Annotated in this window: 14 protein-coding genes and 1 pseudogene; 2 read left to right on the forward strand and 13 right to left on the reverse strand. The window is 55.1% G+C overall.

Annotated elements, in window-relative coordinates; translation table 11 throughout:
* Positions 1-678: 678 nt before the first annotated feature.
* From DWV32_RS09015 to DWV32_RS09040, 5 genes are all read right to left on the reverse strand, one after another.
* Positions 679-1,365, reverse strand: coding sequence for a hypothetical protein (locus DWV32_RS09015; protein ID WP_117757935.1), 687 nt, complete (start codon positions 1,363-1,365; stop codon positions 679-681).
* 400 nt (positions 1,366-1,765) lie between these two features.
* Positions 1,766-2,731, reverse strand: a complete 966-nt coding sequence (locus tag DWV32_RS09020) for a DUF2971 domain-containing protein (RefSeq protein WP_158566130.1) — start codon at positions 2,729-2,731, stop codon at positions 1,766-1,768.
* 1,290 nt (positions 2,732-4,021) lie between these two features.
* Positions 4,022-5,125, reverse strand: coding sequence for an ATP-binding protein (locus DWV32_RS09030; protein WP_231500720.1), 1,104 nt, complete (start codon positions 5,123-5,125; stop codon positions 4,022-4,024).
* 209 nt (positions 5,126-5,334) lie between these two features.
* The gene (locus tag DWV32_RS09035; protein WP_117757938.1) at positions 5,335-5,580 is read right to left on the reverse strand and encodes a hypothetical protein; all 246 of its coding nucleotides are present in this window, start codon (positions 5,578-5,580) and stop codon (positions 5,335-5,337) included.
* 96 nt (positions 5,581-5,676) lie between these two features.
* The gene (locus tag DWV32_RS09040) at positions 5,677-6,678 is read right to left on the reverse strand and encodes an Abi family protein (RefSeq protein WP_117757939.1); all 1,002 of its coding nucleotides are present in this window, start codon (positions 6,676-6,678) and stop codon (positions 5,677-5,679) included.
* A gap of 286 nt (positions 6,679-6,964) precedes the next feature.
* Here DWV32_RS09040 and DWV32_RS09045 point away from each other — a divergent pair, with 286 nt between their 5' ends.
* Positions 6,965-7,294 (forward strand): ATP-binding protein, encoded by a 330-nt coding sequence (locus DWV32_RS09045; RefSeq protein ID WP_117757953.1) that lies wholly within the window; start codon positions 6,965-6,967, stop codon positions 7,292-7,294.
* Here the strand turns inward: DWV32_RS09045 and DWV32_RS10565 are convergent.
* The 7 genes and pseudogenes from DWV32_RS10565 to DWV32_RS09080 all read right to left on the reverse strand — a co-directional run.
* Positions 7,264-7,516, reverse strand: a pseudogene (locus DWV32_RS10565) (ATP-binding protein); the annotation flags it as partial. The gene DWV32_RS09045 and the pseudogene DWV32_RS10565 overlap by 31 nt on opposite strands.
* A gap of 178 nt (positions 7,517-7,694) precedes the next feature.
* Positions 7,695-8,015: a hypothetical protein gene (locus tag DWV32_RS09055; RefSeq protein ID WP_187361856.1), complete on the reverse strand. Its 321-nt coding sequence runs from the start codon at positions 8,013-8,015 to the stop codon at positions 7,695-7,697.
* Between the two features lie 120 nt (positions 8,016-8,135).
* Positions 8,136-10,622, reverse strand: a complete 2,487-nt coding sequence (locus DWV32_RS09060; RefSeq protein ID WP_117757940.1) for a glycosyltransferase — start codon at positions 10,620-10,622, stop codon at positions 8,136-8,138.
* Positions 10,623-11,690 (reverse strand): glycosyltransferase family 2 protein, encoded by a 1,068-nt coding sequence (locus tag DWV32_RS09065; RefSeq protein WP_117757941.1) that lies wholly within the window; start codon positions 11,688-11,690, stop codon positions 10,623-10,625.
* Positions 11,691-11,702: 12 nt separating this feature from the next.
* Positions 11,703-12,821, reverse strand: a complete 1,119-nt coding sequence (locus DWV32_RS09070) for a glycosyltransferase family 2 protein (RefSeq protein WP_158566132.1) — start codon at positions 12,819-12,821, stop codon at positions 11,703-11,705.
* Positions 12,822-12,895: 74 nt separating this feature from the next.
* The gene (locus DWV32_RS09075) at positions 12,896-13,936 is read right to left on the reverse strand and encodes a glycosyltransferase family 2 protein (RefSeq protein ID WP_117757943.1); all 1,041 of its coding nucleotides are present in this window, start codon (positions 13,934-13,936) and stop codon (positions 12,896-12,898) included.
* A gap of 6 nt (positions 13,937-13,942) precedes the next feature.
* Positions 13,943-15,046 carry a glycosyltransferase gene (locus tag DWV32_RS09080; protein ID WP_117757944.1) on the reverse strand — a complete coding sequence of 368 codons (1,104 nt, stop codon included), beginning with the start codon at positions 15,044-15,046 and terminating at the stop codon, positions 13,943-13,945.
* A gap of 256 nt (positions 15,047-15,302) precedes the next feature.
* On the opposite strand from DWV32_RS09080, the gene DWV32_RS09085 reads away from it, so the two are divergent.
* Positions 15,303-16,322: a glycosyltransferase gene (locus DWV32_RS09085; protein WP_117716833.1), complete on the forward strand. Its 1,020-nt coding sequence runs from the start codon at positions 15,303-15,305 to the stop codon at positions 16,320-16,322.
* 20 nt (positions 16,323-16,342) lie between these two features.
* On the opposite strand, the gene DWV32_RS09090 is transcribed toward DWV32_RS09085, so the two are convergent.
* Positions 16,343-18,301 (reverse strand): AAA family ATPase, encoded by a 1,959-nt coding sequence (locus DWV32_RS09090; RefSeq protein ID WP_316242594.1) that lies wholly within the window; start codon positions 18,299-18,301, stop codon positions 16,343-16,345.
* Between the last annotated feature and the right edge of the window lie 16 nt (positions 18,302-18,317).

Consider the following 18,317-nt stretch of genomic DNA (forward strand, 5'->3'; position numbering starts at 1 on the left):
TGTCCCCCGCCGCGGCGGGGGCGGCGTAGGCCGCGGGCCCGCACAGGGCCAGGGCGGCCGCGACCGCGAGGACGGCGGCGGCCCCGGAAACTCGTTTCATGGAGCGTTTCATGGAAAATCCCCCTAATCTAGCAACGGTTTAGAGTCTACTAGATTGGGGGGACGCGAGCCAAGCCATGGTGCGCCGAACTGTTAGCCACAAGATCACCTTAGGCGCCAATGGCCTCATCCGTATAACCTTTGAGTTCCAGATGACCGACATCAATCCACGCTCAGTCGACGCCCGAAACACCTGGCTCGCAGCACGCAACGTTGCCTACAAACATGCTCTCCGGGTCCGCGGTAAAAGAAGGCCCGCCCAGCAAAACGCACGGACAGGCCATAGCAGCAGGCAATTCGACGCAAATCGTTTGAGCAGGCGGCGCGCGGAAGGAGCGTATAGGGCGGTTTTCTGTTGGCTGTCAGCCGCGATATCCTCATGGAAACCTAATTGTCGCCGGAATTAAAGCCCCAGGCGCGGGCTCGATATCCTCTCGGATATCTAATCGTCTTGGACTTTTACCTGCCCAAACACAGTACAGCTTTTACGTGCTGTCACACGGAGCAAGGCTCAAAAAGTGTTATCTACAACTCAAGCCTCTAAAGCAGGCTACGCACGGGCCTGAAGGAAATTGAGGTCTAAATAGGACCCTTATCAGTCTTGCTGCGCATCAGGTTCACAAAACTGACAGCAGATTTGCTGGCCTTATATAGCTGATCATCAGATTTCTGAAGGTCATTCTCGCTTAATGAATCAAATTCAAGAACTGCTTGCCCGGCGTATATCAGCCAGCCGTTCTGCGCGAGAGATTCTTTCTCGACATCATTGAGATGTATGTCACCACGTAAATCTAAGGAGCAAAGCGCCTGCAAATCAGTAGAAGGAGTATTTGCAACCAAACCAGCAAGCCTCAAATACTCGTTGTATCCTATGCTTTCCTCAATGAAGGCCGAGAACAGCTTACTTAGATAATCCACCTTTCGTCTGTCTTCAACTTTATTGATCAAATTCAAGGTAGTTTCAAAATTCTCGATCAACTTCTTCTCGTTCTTAGCAAAGAACGAACGACGCTGTTCGTCATCGACGGAATCCAGTCCGACAAGAAAGCGTTCAACCTTATTAAAAAAGAGCTGATCAGGGATTGAAGCCACCGCTTTGACGGCCTTGAAGAATGAAATGCCGTCCAACGTTTCATCAAACACGATGCTTACTGCATCCATCGGCAGCCCCAATGAATCTCCGATACTTTTACAGTTTTCCAAAATAGTCACGATATTTGAAACAATAGATTCCATATCATAATGCGCTCGACTCAACTCATCCATACGCCGCTCCTATAAGTCCAAAAAATTATATCCATTAGATTTCACTAAAGATATGGTTTATTGAAAATCATCCATCCATCGGGGAGAGCCGCCAGCTTTGACGCCCTACAGTCCTATGAATTAAATTCAAACAGATATAACACCACCAAAAACCAATAACGAGGCTAAACCTTCCACCGCACTCGCGGCTCTTGAGCGTACTATGCCGGATCCTGGGATTGCTTCGCGCCGAAGCAAGAAGTACTCGCTCTCGGAGGATAGGTTTGCCCCAAGCCACGGATCAACCCAAATTATCTTTCGAAATGCCCCAGTAGATATAGCAATCGCCAACTCAGGAGTCTACTAGTACACGATTCAGCTGACAAACAAATGACTATACGGCACTATTAACGGATAACTATCACTGTTCATCTACAGGAATATCCAGTTTATTCGCCGCACAAATGCAAAGCTCTTTATCCTCTTGAGTCATCCTGCTCCCAAGAATAACTCGCAACGGCTTGCATGAGCGTTGTACATAATTCATCTCAAGCTCATCTGGCTCTGGTACAAGACGGGCACGATATTCGTTCTCCCACTCAAACGCACTGCCCTTTCTGTAAATTGCCCGTAGATCACTAAGCATGTCATCACTGCTCACATTAAGACCAAGCATCCTAGCAGCAGTCCAAGCAATTTGAGGGTCGCAATTAAATGGTTTGTCATCATATAAAATTGGCAATACTTCAGTACGCATTCCGTTAGCAATATTACAATTGCGAATAGCTTCTCTGTCGTAAGCAAGAACGAAACCCGCTTGGCTTCCGGAATATACATTCCACATATTCGAATCGCTAGGATTGTCTGTTAGGCACAAAATGCGACAACAATTTCGGCAGCTATTCTGATGAACTGGAACAACAAATCCTCCAACAAATAAGCGCAAGTTTTTAACAGCCGAGCGAAAAAGGCTAACTCTCCCCTCATCGGATAGTATCTCAAACTCATCTATTCTTGCTGGATTTAAAGGAACCCCCAGAACCCCTGAAACAAACGCAAGTCGTCTAAAATCAATTTGATTTATTATCTCTAACGCTTGTTCATCATCATTGAGATAACTATCGATTTCATCTATACCATTCCAGTTATAGATCGGTACCGAGTCGCGCTGATCACTGAAAACCCTTGGATGAGAAAATGTAACAGTCGCGTTTTCTAGGTCGGCAAAAGCGTATTCAGTTGGAGGTCGATAGCGGTAAAGCATTCGTGGGACGAGAGAAGTCGATAGATCTTCCAGCTCCTTCTCAGCGGAAACAATTGAAGCGCCATCGTTTTGCTTAGCAACGAGATTAGCAAGTGTCTCCCGATATGCTTCTTTCTGTGTCAAGTTTAGTACCATGCAATGTCGCTTCCCGATCTAGCTAAATTAGATGCAGTTGATTTTATCCAGTGCATAAAAACTGAATACACATACGAAGCAGAAGCCATGTCTATCAACTACCAAAAATGATTCCGATTGGAACGTACCGGTAATCGTAAAAGCTGCCAACGGATATATCTATAATAGCCTGAGATGACTAGAGATGAAAACATATAGCTATCAAGCAATCTTATCCTCCGATGATGACACCAGCTATGACATCGAACTCCCCTCTCTGTCAGTTCGCTTTACCAATGACGGAGCGCCGCAGAGGCCGCAGAAGCAGTCGAGTATGCAGAAAAGATTTATATGGGCGCGTCAATTAAAAAAGCTCTGTTAGACCAGGATTGACACACATCTGTCCCCACGGCGCCATATCGTTAGCCTCGTAGACCGCGGGGCAGCATGAACGCCGAGGACCTGGTAATCGCCTTCAAACGGGACATGGCGAAGCTGAGCGGGACCGAGCGCCGCCGCGCGATTGAGTCCGTCAGGGACGTGATCCGCGCGGCGGCGTTCGACGACACGGCCGGCTCCGCCTACGAGGTCGAGCGCAGCCGCGTCTGCCTCAAGACCGCCTACGCCATGCGCCATAGGCTGATCGAGTGCCTCTCGGCCCACTGCCCCCATTCAGGGCCGGGCGGGGCTGCGGCGGCGAGCTCGACGAGATCTACTTCCCTGAGTCGCTCAAGGGCAAGGGCAACCGCGCGAAGGGGTTGTTCGCGATGCCGTATCGGCAGCATAGAGACGGTATGTCCATTTCGTCTCTTTTAGCGCTGAATACCATGTATCGGGTTCATTTTCTCATGCCTTATAAGGAATATATGAGACGGCTGAATTCGTAGATGCCTGTTGTAAATGAATGTATGTGAGAAAGCTAACAACTACATAATAAGAGTTGCGTTTGGCATCAGGCAACGAAAACCGTTGCATTTTGTCTCTTGCAACTAAAAGGGTTGCGTTTGGTATATAGCAACGAAAACAGTTGCATTATGTCTCATGCAACTAAAAGGGTTGCTTTTGGTGTCTAGCAACGAAAACAGTTGTGCACGGGCAAGATAACCCTCACGCTTTGCGAATGATATCTTTGTTCCTGCAAATTAAAACACGCAATGTTATAGATAGACGAAATCTGATTAGCGGGCGACGATGAATGCCACATCTCTATTATCACGGGGACTGCCGCCCCAGAAAAACCCGATATGGCAATCGACGCTGATAGCAGTCTTAAAGAACATGACGTCGCCCTCACTCGACCTAGAACCGTTCGAGAATCTCCTCGGCGTTCTCTCGCAGATAGATATCTAGGTCCGGCACGGCAAACTGCACGTAGCCCCTCTGTGGTGCCTGAATAACCTCTCTTTGTAGCAATTTTGCCCTAATGGAGCTGACCTCATTGGTCTTTTTACCCATGCGCTTAGCAATCTCGGATGATTTGGACTGTTGTTTATCCTCGCACATGGCCAAAAGGTATTTGATATCGTTGAGCCCCAGTCCAGAAATCGCGGGCTCGTGAACAACATCGTGAAAACGAGCCTCTGCCAGCGCAATGCCTTCGGTGACGTCGCGCTCGCTCACAATGGCACTTTTGGCACGATGCAAGTTGGCGCGCTGCCAAATGGAATAACCGACCAGTTGCACCAGATAGGCATAGCCCTTAGTGGCCTTAGCGGCTCTCGACAGGAGATTGTCCTCTATGGTCAAGCCAGTCGCGACAAAGCTATCGCCCATAGAGAGCGCTACCTCCACCTGGTTGATAGGCGCCAGATCTTCGGGGAGGGCACGACGCAAGAACGTAAGCGCCTTGCCGTTAATAAGATCCATAACACCGGCGGGTAACCCGGCAAAGGCAAGTGCGATATCTACTTTTTCCCCTATCAAAAGCTGAACCGTAGACGCAATGGCACGCATATCGTCAATCGGAGCGTCCTGAACTTCATCGATGGCAATAAAAAGACCCTCGGATGACTTCGCCGCCGAACTTAGCAACTTTCTAAGGCTCGACTCTTTGGGTGCAACATCGACTTTCGCAGAAACAAAGCCGGCGTTTACACCGACCGAAGCATTGGCCGCAAGGGAAGAATCAGCAACCTGATCCTTCAAGTCCAGCAATAGGTTAGGGCCAGCAGAAACAATAGCGGTCTTCCATCCAAGCTCTCGCGCACGATCCCTAAGATCGCAGAGCAAAACAGTTTTTCCGGAGCCCCTCGGTCCAGCAATACGCATGAGCCTCGCAGGTGCACCAATTCCCGCATTCAAACTCTCGGTAAACTCAAGGGCAATATCATCACGACCAATTATGCGCGGAGGCTCAGCGCCGGCAGTGGGACGAAACGGATTATGGAATGCTGTGGCGCTCACTTGTTTGCCTTTCTAGGGAATCGATTAACAGCCAATCATCGGTTAAATAATTATCGCAGACTATATCGAATAATATCGAGTTATATAAGGCTGTATAAACTTATCGCGGAAGTATCGAGCTTTCGTAATATGACTTAGTTAATAGTCCACCATTGCTTTCTTCCAAGCTCATAGCGAAAGAAAGTTCAGGACTTCCTAAACCCATTGCCTTAATACGAGAAATACTCGCTCTCGGCAGATAGGTTTGGCCCCAACCACGGATCGCCGCTGAGGAAGAACTCCGACCAGCGCTGCATGAACAGTGCTTGCTCACGCTTCCAGCGGCGCAGCTTTTCCTCGTTGGCCTCTTCCCTGCCGCGCGAGGTGAACTCGTAGTGATACAGGGGTGAAGATAGGTAGGCCCGGCCGTGCGCGGTAGCTCCGCGGGCGGCCGGGCCGGTTTTGCCTCTTGGCAATGTTCAACTCATATTAAAAGGGAGGAGTCGACTGATCGGCCCCTCCCACGGCGTTTCGCCGTTTCTCTCTACACATATTAGCACACGGAAGGAACGTCACCGCTTGCGCCCGTAGCCATCGATGAACCCCTCAATAAATCCGTATTTCTGCCGGTCACCGCTTCCGACGATCATCATGTACGTATCAACCCCGACAGCGCTCTCGAGCTTCTCGAGCTCCCGCAGGCATTTCCGAAGAAAATCTCTGGAACGCTTCTTCTGATGCGTTAGCAAGGTCAATAGGTAGGCCAGGAGAACGATGTAGTCGATTATGGAATTGAAATTCAACCTGTACCCGATAGAAAGATCCTCATCGAGAAGCTCGCCAACCGCGGCCAGGTTTCTGTCGGTCTTGGGATACTTAACCGATTGGCTGAACCTCGAATCAAATACCGCCCCGTTATGGGCGACCGCGTTCCTTAAGGGACGAATCGTCTCGACGATGTTGATGACGATGCCGGGGTTCGCATGTAAGAGACCTAGGTCGCTTGCGATATCGGCGAGGATTTCATCGGGAAGGCTTCTGCATACGCTTGTGAGATCGCCGAGGGTCATCACCTCGAAAATGCTCCAAACGGGCGCGTCATCGTCGCGATCGACATAATGCTTCACGAGATCGTTTTTGTAACTCCGTCTCACGATGTTCTGAAGCTGGCTCTTGAGCTTGAGCTTTTCCCCCATCTGCCCGTTCACGACCCTTCCGTTGACATCCCTGCATGTCCGGAGGCCGCGCTTTAAGAAGGTCGCCAGCCCGGGGTCCTCTATGTTCTCAAGTATTCTGGCCAAGACTATGTTTTTAACCGCCGTTTCGATGAACATTATCTCCGGGTAGATTGCAGCCTTGATGGCGGAATCGAACCCGTATATGTCCATGAGTGCATCGAACGAAGGGAGGGGGAGCGCATTTTTGGGCTTTCGGACAAACCGGAAGCCTTTATAGCCATGGAAATAGCCCATGTTTCTCAGCAGTATCTTTCTGTCGCTCCCCCGCAAATCCTCCATACCGTGATTCGTCCTCATGTGCTTCATGAGGGAATTGATGCTCATGCCCTTCTTCATCGAACCTCCCTTGGCCTCCTTCTAGGAAATTATATCCCAGCCCGCCTCGACGGGGCGAGCCTGTCGTTGGCGCCGGCCTATTTGTGTTTGTTAACGTCGTGATTGCGGGTTTGATCACATCCGATTTTCAGAATTGAGCACGATAGTTTTTCGGTTTTGAGCACGGCCACGCCGACCAGACCGCATGCCTTAACGTTGTCGGTGCGTCGTATCGGCAACGAGCAAAGGCAGGAGGGAATGATCGACGTGGACAAGATAGAGGACGCAGGTGGCGAGCTGCAGGGCCATGCTCGAGGCCGAGCTCGCGCACAGGGACGCGACCAAGAGGGCACGGCTGCTCAGGCAGGCGAGGCTCCCCGTGCACAAGTCGGCCGAGGGGTTCGACTGGTCGCACGTGCGGTTCTCCGAGGGCTGGGGCCGCGACGACATGCTTTCGCTGGGCTTCGTCGGCCCCCGCGAGGACCTCGTGTTCTTCGGCAAGACCGGCAGGGGCAAGACCCACATGGCCGTGGCCCTGGCGATGCGCACGGCCGCCGCCATCTGGTCGTCGCCGAACACCGCGCCCCACCGGCTGAACTCCAGGTTCGTGGTGATGACCACCGACTGCCGCTCGTAGGCGTCGGCGAACACCTAGAAGAGCGCGCGCGCCGTCGAGATCCAGCGGCAGGAAGCCGAGCTCGTCGATGACGAGCAGCCTAGCGCAGCCGATGAGCGCGGCCTCACGGTCAAGGCGCCCCTCGTCGCGGGCGCGCCGCAGCCGCATGACGAGCGATGACGCGGTGAAGAAGCGGGCCTCCATCCTCCGCTCGCACGCCAGCATGCACAGCGCCGAGGCCATGTGCGTCTTGCCGGTGCTGACGTCCCCCACCAGCACGAGGTCCTCGCAGAAACCAGTTTCATGGAGCGTTTCATTGAAAATCCCCCTAATCTAGCAACGGTTTAAAGTCTACTAGATTGGGGGGGGACGCGAGCCAAGTCGACAAAGGCAGTTAACCGGCGGCTATTCATGCCTCGATTTAGAACCGCTCGAGAATCTCCGCAGCATTCTCTCGCAGATAGATATCTAGGTCCGGCACGGCAAACTGCACGTAGCCCCTCTGTGGTGCCTGAATAACCTCTCTTTGTAGCAATTTGGCCCTAATAGAGCTGATCTCATTGGTCTTTTTACCCATGCGCTTAGCAATCTCGGCTGATTTGGACTGTTGTTTATCCTCGCACATCGCCAAAAGGTATTTGATATCGTTAAGTCCCAGTCCAGAAATCGCGGGCTCGTGAACAACATCGTGAAAACGAGCCTCTGCCAGCGCAATGCCTTCGGTGACATCGTGTTCGCTCACAATGGCACTTTTGGCACGATGCAAGTTGGCGCGCTGCCAAATGGAGTAACCGACCATTTGCACCAGATAGGCATAGCCCTTAGTGGTCTTAGCGGTTCTCGACAGCAGTTAAACCATTGTCTAAAGCGAGAAATACTCACTCTCGGCAGATAAGTTAGGCCCCAACCACGGATCACCCGTCAAGAAAAACTCCGGCCAGCGCTGCATAAACAGCGCTTGCTCGCGCTTCCAGCGGCGCAGCTTTTCCTCGTTGGCCTCTTCCCTGCCGCGCGAGGTGAACTCGTAGTGATACAGCTCGGCATAAGGCGTATAGATGGTGTGGTAGCCCGCCTCCCATACGCGCAGGCAAAAGTCTGCGTCGTTAAAGCCAACGGCGAATTCCTCGTTGTAGCCGCCGACGCGCTCAAATACGTCGCGTCGCACCATCTGGCAGGCACCCGTTACGGCGCTAAAGTTGCCCGGGCGCACAGCGCGGGCAAGATAGCCCTCGCGCTTTGCCGAGAAGTCCTGGTTAGCATGGGCAAGCGCACCACGCACGCCAACCAAAATGCCGGCATGCTGCACCAGATGATCGGCAAAATAGAGTTTGGCACCCACCACGCCCGCATCGGGACGCTGCAGATAACCCATCATCTCTTCGATAAAGTCCGGGCTTATGACCTCGGTATCGTTGTTGAGCAGCAGTAGATAGTCGCCCTTAGCATGCTCAACGCCAAAGTTGATGATCTGGGAGTAATTGAACTCGCCCGGCCAGTACACAACGCGCGCGCTGCCCTTGCCACCAGATGCAGCGGTTACGCGCTCCGGCAGGGTTTCGTAATACGCAAACGTCTCTGGGACTTCGCTGTTGTTCTCCACCAAAACGATCTCGTAGTTGGCATACGTGGCCTTCTGAGCGATCGACATCACGCAGGCGTCGAGCGTCTCGACGTGATCCTTGGTGGGAATCACAATGCTCACCAGCGGTGCAGGCTCTGGCAGCGCATAGCGCATACGGTAGACAAACGGAGTTTCGGACTCCTCGACCGCTCCATGAACGCCCAGCGAGCCAAAGTGACGCTGCAGGGCCAGGCGTCCGGCCTCGATGGCATAGGGCTTGCTATCGGCAGAACCGTCGGCGGTCGAGCCTGGGTGCACGCGCCAGTGATACAGCACGTGCGCAACATGCTCAAACCGCGCGCCCGCCGCCAAGCAGCGGAGCGTCAGATCGTAATCCTGGGCGCCCGCGACGTCTTCCGGCGACATGCCAATACGATCGATGAACGCCTTCTCCACCATCAGAAAATGCGTCACGCAGTTATGGCTATAGAGCAGGTCGACGTTGAGTTTGGTTTTAAAGACCGGCTGGCCCCACTCCCCCGTTTTCTGGAACATGTCCTCATCGCAGAACAGGACCTGGGGACGCTCGCCCTCGACCGCCTTATTCAGCGCGGAAACATAGTGGAATAACGCGTCCGGTTCCAGGATGTCATCATGGTCCAAGAACGCGATGTAGTCGCCCGTCGCTTGCTCAATACCAGCGTTGGTGTTGACCACAATGCCGCCGTTGCCGGGCAACTCGATGCGGCGAACGCGCTCGTCATTGGCGTCCGCCGCAAGGTCGGCCACCGCATCCCATTCGGGTGAGGCGTCCATCAGCAGCAATTCCCAGTTGCCATAGCTCTGGGCTAGCACCGAATCCAGCAGCTCGCGCAGGTAGACCCGATCAGTCTTGTAGCACGGCACCACAATGCTCACGAGCGGCCTATAGGAAAAGGCCGCCGAAGCGACACGCTGGCACGCCAAATCGCCCGGCTTTGCGCGATGCTGCTCAAACCAACGTCGATAAGCTGCGTCGTCTGCGCGCGCGTCCTTCATGCGGTTCCAGCTGTCGTCGACCATGCCGTTGTACAGGCGACCATCCATGGCGCAAAACCCGCTTTGGATCCGCTCTGTGGGATCGCTCACGATCGCGACAAAATCTCGTATATCCTGAGGCATCTCTACGCTCAGATACGTTTTATTGACACGGCAACCGTTGCGCTGGGGAACATCGGCCTGCGATTCAAACACATGCACGGTGACATCGATGGCATTCATATGCGTATCGAAGATCTGGAGCTCAGGTGCGCACTGGGGGTCTCCCACCCAGGTAACCTCATAGCGCCACACCGCGCCGACGTCTGCCGGCAAATAGCGAATGGCATCGATCTCGTAGCGGCCGCAGTGTTCGCCACGCTGCGCATCGCGGACAAGCGCACACAGCGCAGGCTTTGCTTTGTAGTTAACCTTGGATTCCAGCTTGGCCATACGGCTATCAAGGCGAATGGAGCCAAGCTTTTGACCACCGGACGCAAATGCGATGTCGATTGAGGAACCATCCAAAAACGGAAGCACCAAGACAGCGAGCTCGCGCTCGTAATCGGAAACGGAAGGGCAAAGCGCCAGCACACGGCCATGATCGACCGGGAGCACCAGCGACGGCACATAAGAACCGCTCGTCGCCGCATGGACAAACGCTTGAGAACCCTCCCGCTCAATAAGCGCGGCGACATCCTGACCCGCAAAACGAAGCAGCACAAACAGACGGCCCTGACTGCGGCAAAGTGCCAAACGCTTGATACTCATCTACACTTCTCGCTTTCCCAGGGCGTTCGCCGCCATGCGCTTGCAGGCACCCAGGCGCCCAAACCTCAAGACGTCGTAATCGAACATGAGCTTTTTGCACTCACGGGCATTGGGGGCCTTGCTGGTAAGCGCCGCACGCACCATAGCGGCAACAGAAGGAGCGCATTGTGCGAGCGCAGCATCGCTGCCCACGGCAGAACCGGCAAGCGCCGCGGCAACGGCGGCAAACACCTTGCCGCAGTCCGAACCCAGCAACCTGAGCGCATCGTACAGCACCAGATCGCATAGGAAGTACGCCAGGTCATCGGCGTGCTGTACATCGAGATCGTCGCGCTGCCAGTCAGCCAGCACCGCGGAGTAAATCTTCACGTGCTCCAGCAGTCGCGTCTCGTCGTCATAGCGCATGGTGTCCATAAGTGAGCCTTTGCGCGCGACACGGTAGTCATACAGCTTGTTCGAGATAAGCGCGGTCTTGCGCGAACGACCGTACACGGCAAAATCGAAGACCTGGTCCTCGCCATACTTAACGGTTTCATCGAACACGATCCCATTGCCCAGCAAAAACTCACGTTTGCAGGCGGTGCGCCATGCAAAGGGGCGAGACGCTTCCCTAAACAGCAGTTCGGAGCTATAGCCCTCAAACGACACATCGCGTGGGCTCAGCACATAGTTAAGCCACGGATACCCCGCCTCGAGCGGATATGGATTCGCGCCAAAGGTCAACACGTCGCAATCCTCGCGTTCAAAGGCATCGACGATCACGCGGCATGCATCGGGCGTAAAGCGGTCGTCGGAATCCAAAAAAGCAACAATAGGCGCCGTGGACGCAGCGATACCCGCATTGCGGGCGCTCGACAGGCCGCCGTTGGGCTTATCGACCAGCGTAAAGCGCGCGTCCTTTTCGCAATAGGCAGCCGCAATATCGCGCGAACCGTCCGGCGAGCCATCGTTGACCAGTACGCCTTCCCAATCGGGCATGTCCTGCGCAAGCAGGGAGTCCAGGCACCAGGCTAGGTACTCCTCCACGTTATAGATGGGAACGACAACGGAAATCTTGGGGGTAGCCATAGTCAAGTGCTCCTACTGTGCGACCGGAACGTCATCGGGGTGCGGATTATCACCGTGGGTGCGCTGATACGTCAGCACGCGCCAGACCAGCGGCAGGCCGCCGATCTTAAAGTAGTGCTTAAACGTATTGATCTTGCCCGGCTTCTTAAAGTCAAAGCGCGAATCGATATAGGCGCGGGGCGATTTGACCATCAGGCGCAAGTCGGTCTCGCCACGCGGATCAAACAGCGACAGGTCAAAGCGACCGGCATCCCAATCGGACTTGAGCTCGGGAGAGGCCTTCTCCCAAAACTGCTCGCGCAACTCATCGACCAGGCGCTCATCATTCCAACGGTACGTATCGACCTTCATGCGCATTAAAATGCCCTGAAGCTGAGCCTTAAGCTCGGGGCGTTCATCCAAAAAGCGTTGCATCTCGGCATATTCGTCGCACACGCAAAACACCTTGTTAGGCGAATTAACGGAGCTCTTCTCGTTATCTTGGCGATAGCACAAAATGGGGTCCGCAATAAACGCGGCACGCTCGGCGCATGCCCAGACCTTAAAGTTAAAACCCGCATCCTGATACGAAGCACCCGGCGTGGGAAGGAACCGAATCTGATTGTCGTTGAGAAACTCGCGCCGATAGATAGCCGACCAAATGGAAGGTTTGCGGTAGAAGATGCCCGGGCGATCGACGGGGCGATACGCGGCGCCCGTCATATGCTCGTCGATGATCCCAAACAGCTCACGGCGCTCGCTGGGCGTGGACCAATACAGGTAAAAGTCGCCCTTTACCACATCGGCATGCTCGGCATCGGCCTTGGCAACCAGCTTTTGAAGCGAATCCTCAAACATAAAGTCATCAGACTCAAGGATACCCACGTACTCACCGCGTGCCATCTCCAGGCCGCGGTTCATCGAGTCGCCGTAGCCGCTGTTAGCTTTGTCGATCATCTTTACACGGGGGTCGCGCTCCATGTACTCGCGGATGATATCTGGCGAGCTATCGGTGGAGCCGTCGTTGATACAGATAATCTCGATGTCCTTGAGCGTCTGCGCCACGGCGGAATCGAGGCACTCGCGCAGGTAGCGCTCAACATTGCAGATGGGAACAAGCAGCGAAACTTTAGGGGTATCAGAGTTCTGCAAGAGAACCTCCTGTTGAATAGCGTGTAACAGGGTTATTTTAGCAGCCGAGTTGCGGCGGGCGGCAGCGCTTGGAATTAGAGAAAGCGCTCCAGGCAGGCTTTGAGACCGCGAGTCGAAAGATAAAACAGCGTGGCGTCTGCCATCGAAACGCCCGTGGTCGCCGCAACGAGCTTGTGGGCAACACGGCGAACGGCGCCCTTAGCAGGCATATCCGCCCACTCCGTTCCCAAAAACGTCGTGAGATCCATGTTGACGCGAGCCGCCACGCGATGGAAGTCATCGGCATCCAAGCGCGCCAGGTCGAACACAATGAGGTCCAAAAACCAAGTTATCAGCTCACCGGGACACAGGTCCAAAAGACCGTAGGCCGACCAGTCCTCCAAGACCTCCTCGAGCATCCTCATGTGGGCGTCAAGCTTTTTGGCGCGAGCCTCGGCACTGTTGAACTCGTGCGTCGCCGATTCGCTCTCCATCACGTAGTGGTAGAACTTGTCCGGCATGACAACGGTCTTGCGGGCAAGCGCATAAGCCGCAAATTGGAAGACGACGTCCTCGCCCAAAGCCAAACCGGGGGCGAAGCGAATGCCTTCGCGATTAAGCAGCTCGCGCGAAAAAGCCGCACGGCAGGCATAGGGCTGCGCATTCGAATGGAACAGCAGTTGGGAATCACGGGCGCCGAAGGTACCAGCTTTGGGGCTCATGAGTTGATGGACGCGTTTGGGGGCAGCATCGGCAGGTTCACAGACGCCGCCAAAAACGGCGGCCTCGGCATCTGCAGACTCCATGGCATGCAGCACACGCTCGACCGTCTGGACATCGATGTAATCGTCGGCGTCCACAAAAAAGACGGTCTCGCCCTCGGCGGCATCGATACCGGCATTTCGAGCACACGAGACGCCCGCGTTTTCCTGGTCAATCACCAGTACGCGATCGTCGGCCTGCGCGATCTGGCGCAACACGTTCAACGAATCATCAGTCGAACCGTCGTTGACGCAGACAACCTGAATCGAGCGCTCGGACTGAGCCAGCAGCGAATCGAGGCATCGCTGAATGGAGCGCGCAGAGTTGTAAACGGGGACGACAATGGTAGCTTTAGGACCCGAGGCCTCTCCCATGCCGACCTACCCCCTCAGCGATTCGATGAGGAAGGCGGCGACCACGCCTGGGCCTCCAACCGAGGCGTAATACTTAGCACGCCCCAAGGCACCATCCGTCGCAAAGCTCGGATGCTCGTCAACCCAGCCCTCAGGATCTTTGAGGATGGCAGCGAGATTCGCGCGCTTCCACGGCTTGAGATCGTCAAGCGAAAACTCCCCCGCGTCCAAGGCCGCCTGAAATTCCTTGGCCATCTGCACCAGGAACTCCTTATAGAACTTAGGCGCCAAGCGCACATAGTTCCACATATACGAATCGTACTTAATGAGCTGATTGAACTTGAGCATGCGCGCGACGTCATCACCTGCGTGGTCGCGGGCATAATCCTCTCGAATCCAACGCTCAATCTCGGCATACTCGGTATTGACGCAAAAGACCTTAGCCGAAGAATTGACCGAGGAATTCTCGTTGTCCTGGCGATACGACAACACGGCATCATGCAGGTAAACAGCCTTATCGGCGCACGCGATCACCTTAAAGGCGAATGACGTGTCCTGAAAGGATGCCCCCGGAGTCGGCAGGAACTTGATACCGTTGCGCTCAAGAAAATCACGACGGTACACGGCCGACCAAATCGACGGTTTTTGCTTAAAGAACTGCGTCGTATTGCTGGGATGCACCGGTTTGCCACAATCCCTTGCCTTAAACATCTCGTGCAGCGAACGGCGCTCCTCGGGCTTAGACCAGTAGAAATCAAAGTTCGCCTTCGCAAAGTCGGCATTATTGCTATCGGCGGCCGAGACAAGCTTTTCGAGTGCGTCGGGCGCCATAAAGTCATCGGACTCCAAGATGCCAACGTACTTGCCACGCGCCATCTCCAGACCGTGGTTCATCGAGTCGCCGTAGCCGCTGTTGGCCTTGTCGATCATCTTGACGCGCCCATCGCGCTCCATATACTCGCGGATAATCGCCGGCGAGTTGTCGGTCGACCCGTCGTTAATGCAGATGATCTCAATATCCTTGAGCGTCTGCGCCAGGGCGGAATCGAGACACTCGCGCAGGTAGCGCTGAACATTGTAAATGGGAATAAGCAGCGACAGAACAGGGCTGCCAGAGGCGTTAGTAGACAAATGTGCTCCTTAGGAAATACCTGTCGTTTCATGGTATCAAAGGGTCAGCGCGCCAGCGGACGTTTATATAATCTATGGAGCCTCTTGCGGGCAAAGTAGCCGCACGTCATGCGGCGGGCCCGTAGCAGGTTCCTGCGTTTTATTCAAAGCTTGCCGTCAAGGTGCGCCGAGCCTTTACAATAGGACAGTCCCAAGGACGTATTCGATAGCTTCCGCGCAGCGCTCGCGCGCCGCGCGTGAAAGGATATATTGCCCCATGCCTTCAACCCTTCCCGCCCCCATCGATAAGCTCGCCATCGTTGTCGTCACGTACAAGCGCCAGGAACTCCTGGCCAACTTGTTCGACTCCATGACCGAGCTCACGGCAACGCCCTGGCGCATCGTGATTGTCGATAACGAGAATTCGCGCGAGACCGAGGCCATGTGCACCGCATTTAACGAGCGCCTCGCCAACCTGTGGGGCATCGACACCGACCAGCCCGATTCACAGGGTGGCACCGACCGCGTTATATACGCGCCGCAGCTTGAAAACGGTGGCGGCGCGGGTGGCTTCTCCGCCGGCACCAAATGCGCCTACGACCTGGGCGCCCAGTGGTTCTGGGTGATGGACGACGACGTGCTCGTCATCCCCGAAGGCATCGAGCGCTTGGCCAAGTGGACCGACTGTTACGACGTCATTCAGGGTTCGCGCCTGGACTTTGACGGCGGCGCCTTCTTTTGGCAGTACCAGCTCATCCTTTCGCTCGGCATCCCTAACCCCATCGCCAAGTGGGATTTGGGACCCGAGGGCTACCGCACCATGAACCAACTGTGCTTTGAGGGCGGCATGTTCTCGCGCCGCGTGGTCGACAAGATTGGCCTGCCCGACGCGCGCTTCTTTATCTACGGCGACGATGCCTGCTACGGCTACGTGGCCAGCCAGCACTTCCCCGCCGCCGTGGTTGCCGACGTGGTGCTCAAGCGCGCCCGCGCCGTCTCTAACTGGGATATCGCCGGCAAGCGCCAGCTCAACTCCACGAGCGACACCAACCGCTACTACATCATGCGCAACCGCGGTTATCTGGCACGCTACATGCAGATCTACGGCGACTACCACCCCGTGCTGTTCCGTCTGGGCAATGCCGCGACCTTCTGCAAGGAGTTCATTCGTCTGGCAGCAGTCGACAAATGCTTTAAGACCGGCATTCCGGCGCTGCGTCGCGGCATGAAGGACGCCCGCAAGATCGTTAAGGATCCCAACTGGAAGCCCATGCCGCCCCTGAAGGACGCCGAGTAGTAAAGGGCTTTCGCCCGCCGCTACAGTCGTTGACACACCACGGACACACGCTGACCGTCAAAACCAAAGCCCCAACGCATGCGCCCGACGGCGGGGCGCGGCACGCGGATATCATCGATGCCGTCGCGCTCTATGTCGAGCAGCGCCTGAACCGCTAACAGTTCCAGGCCCAGGGCATCGACGCCAGGGTCATACAACATGTTGATCGTAATGAGCGGTCGCTCATCGAGCATGCCGAGCGTGTCGGCCACGTCAAACACCCGACCGGTGGGAATCACCTGGATATCCCAGCGATCCGAGACGCCACTTCGCTTGGAGCTGGGATTGCAATAGCCGGACAGTCCAAAGCAAAGCCCCTGCAGCGCCAGATGATAGGCTGTCGTCATATCTGATTTGTCCACATCGATGCCCAGATCGCCGATAGCACAGCTCAAAGCTTGCTTTACAGCGTCCTCGTCTCCTCGACACAACCCGTCATGGAACGAGTCGATAACTCCAACGTCCTCAACGGCGCACTCAAACCATTCCAGAATTACAAGACGGAGCGCCTGACGCACTTCGTTGTTAGGCAGGCGCAGGGAACGAAGGCACGCGCCGTCCTCCGAATGCCCTGTCATGTCCGTCGTAAGAAATCCAGACAGATACAGCGCAGTCCAGATATCTTCGGGCTTGGCGGCATCGACCTCCTCGGCATGCACATGCACTGGCGCCTCAATAAACCCATGCGGCTCAACCAAATCGAACAATGCGGACAGGCGCATGAGATTCCAGTCACCGACGCATGCGCTCAGACGGTCGGCGTAACCATACAGATCCGCCCGAACGGGCGCGACGCAATCGCGCTGTGCGTAGTCCACCACGCGCTCCGGGCTCGAGCAATAAAAACCACCAAACAGATAGCCCTCGAGCCACTCACGCGCGTCATCCAGACAGCCGTTGCGACCGATGCAATCCAACAGCACTTGGACTTCGTCGTCCGAAAAACCGAACCATCGATCACACCAACTCGACAACGCTGTCGCCGACCGATAGGAAACCCCACGTTGGGACAACGCAAACTCGGCATGACCGGGGCGCTCGCCCATCAGACACGTCAATCGCAACGAGTCGCCGGCATCGGCAATGGTGTCGAACAACATTCGGCTGAGCGACTCTAGGGAATCCACGCTACCGTCGTCCTTAGCGTCCAAACGCTTTGGACATACCGCGTCGTAGTCGTCTATCAGAAGAACAACCTGCTCATCGAAAGCTGCCTGGAGCAGCTTGATAAGCACGCCAAGCGCCGCATCGATCTCCTTATCGCTGGCCACCCCACGCGCCGCCCTCTCGATAAGACGGACTTCACGTCTTGACAGATCAGGTGCGGCAAGCAGCGGCAGCAATCGGGCGCACTCGTTCGCGACAGCGCTGCGAATAGCCGCCGCAGCATCGGCGTCGCGCCCCGCAGCGGCAGCTGAAAAGTCGAGCGTGATGATCGGATAACACGCGTACTCATCACGATAGTGACCGCCGCCCGCCTGCCAAATCTGGGAGCCGACGAACGGGCTTCGATCCGGCCGCCGGTGATCAGGTCGTTCCAAATAGCATTTGAGCATCGATAGATTCATGCTCTTGCCAAAACCCTTGGGCCGACAGCAAACCGCAACAGGTGCTTCGCTGTCCAATATATCGGCAATAAACATAGTCTTATCGACGAGTAAACACCGATTGATTGCATCGGAAAAGTCGTGTACATCAACCGGCAGAGCTGCGTTATCCGCATAACTGAGCAACCGTGCGCCAAACGCATGAGCAACACCATAATTCGCCTGTTCAGACACCGTAAACTCTCCTTCTAACGCAGCACGATGCCCATTGTAGCGAGCGGGTAGAGCGCAACAATATCGACATGCAAACGTTTCGGGCAACGGTAGCAGCAGACCCCCGAGGGGGCATAACAAATCGTTGCACAACAAAAACGGGGCCCGATGCCGCCGCACCGGACCCCGTCCCAAA

The organism is Collinsella sp. AF04-24, assembly GCF_003465685.1.
In the GTDB taxonomy this organism is placed as follows: domain Bacteria; phylum Actinomycetota; class Coriobacteriia; order Coriobacteriales; family Coriobacteriaceae; genus Collinsella; species Collinsella aerofaciens_AP.

Excerpts from the sequence above, each read along its gene's own strand:
- DWV32_RS09015 (WP_117757935.1), bottom strand. The coding sequence starts at position 1,365 with ATGGATGAGTTGAGTCGAGCGCATTATGATATGGAATCTATTGTTTCA.
- DWV32_RS09040 (WP_117757939.1), bottom strand. The coding sequence starts at position 6,678 with ATGAAGAAGGGCATGAGCATCAATTCCCTCATGAAGCACATGAGGACG.
- DWV32_RS09045 (WP_117757953.1), top strand. The coding sequence starts at position 6,965 with ATGCTCGAGGCCGAGCTCGCGCACAGGGACGCGACCAAGAGGGCACGG.
- DWV32_RS09060 (WP_117757940.1), bottom strand. The coding sequence starts at position 10,622 with ATGAGTATCAAGCGTTTGGCACTTTGCCGCAGTCAGGGCCGTCTGTTT.
- DWV32_RS09065 (WP_117757941.1), bottom strand. The coding sequence starts at position 11,690 with ATGGCTACCCCCAAGATTTCCGTTGTCGTTCCCATCTATAACGTGGAG.
- DWV32_RS09075 (WP_117757943.1), bottom strand. The coding sequence starts at position 13,936 with ATGGGAGAGGCCTCGGGTCCTAAAGCTACCATTGTCGTCCCCGTTTAC.
- DWV32_RS09085 (WP_117716833.1), top strand. The coding sequence starts at position 15,303 with ATGCCTTCAACCCTTCCCGCCCCCATCGATAAGCTCGCCATCGTTGTC.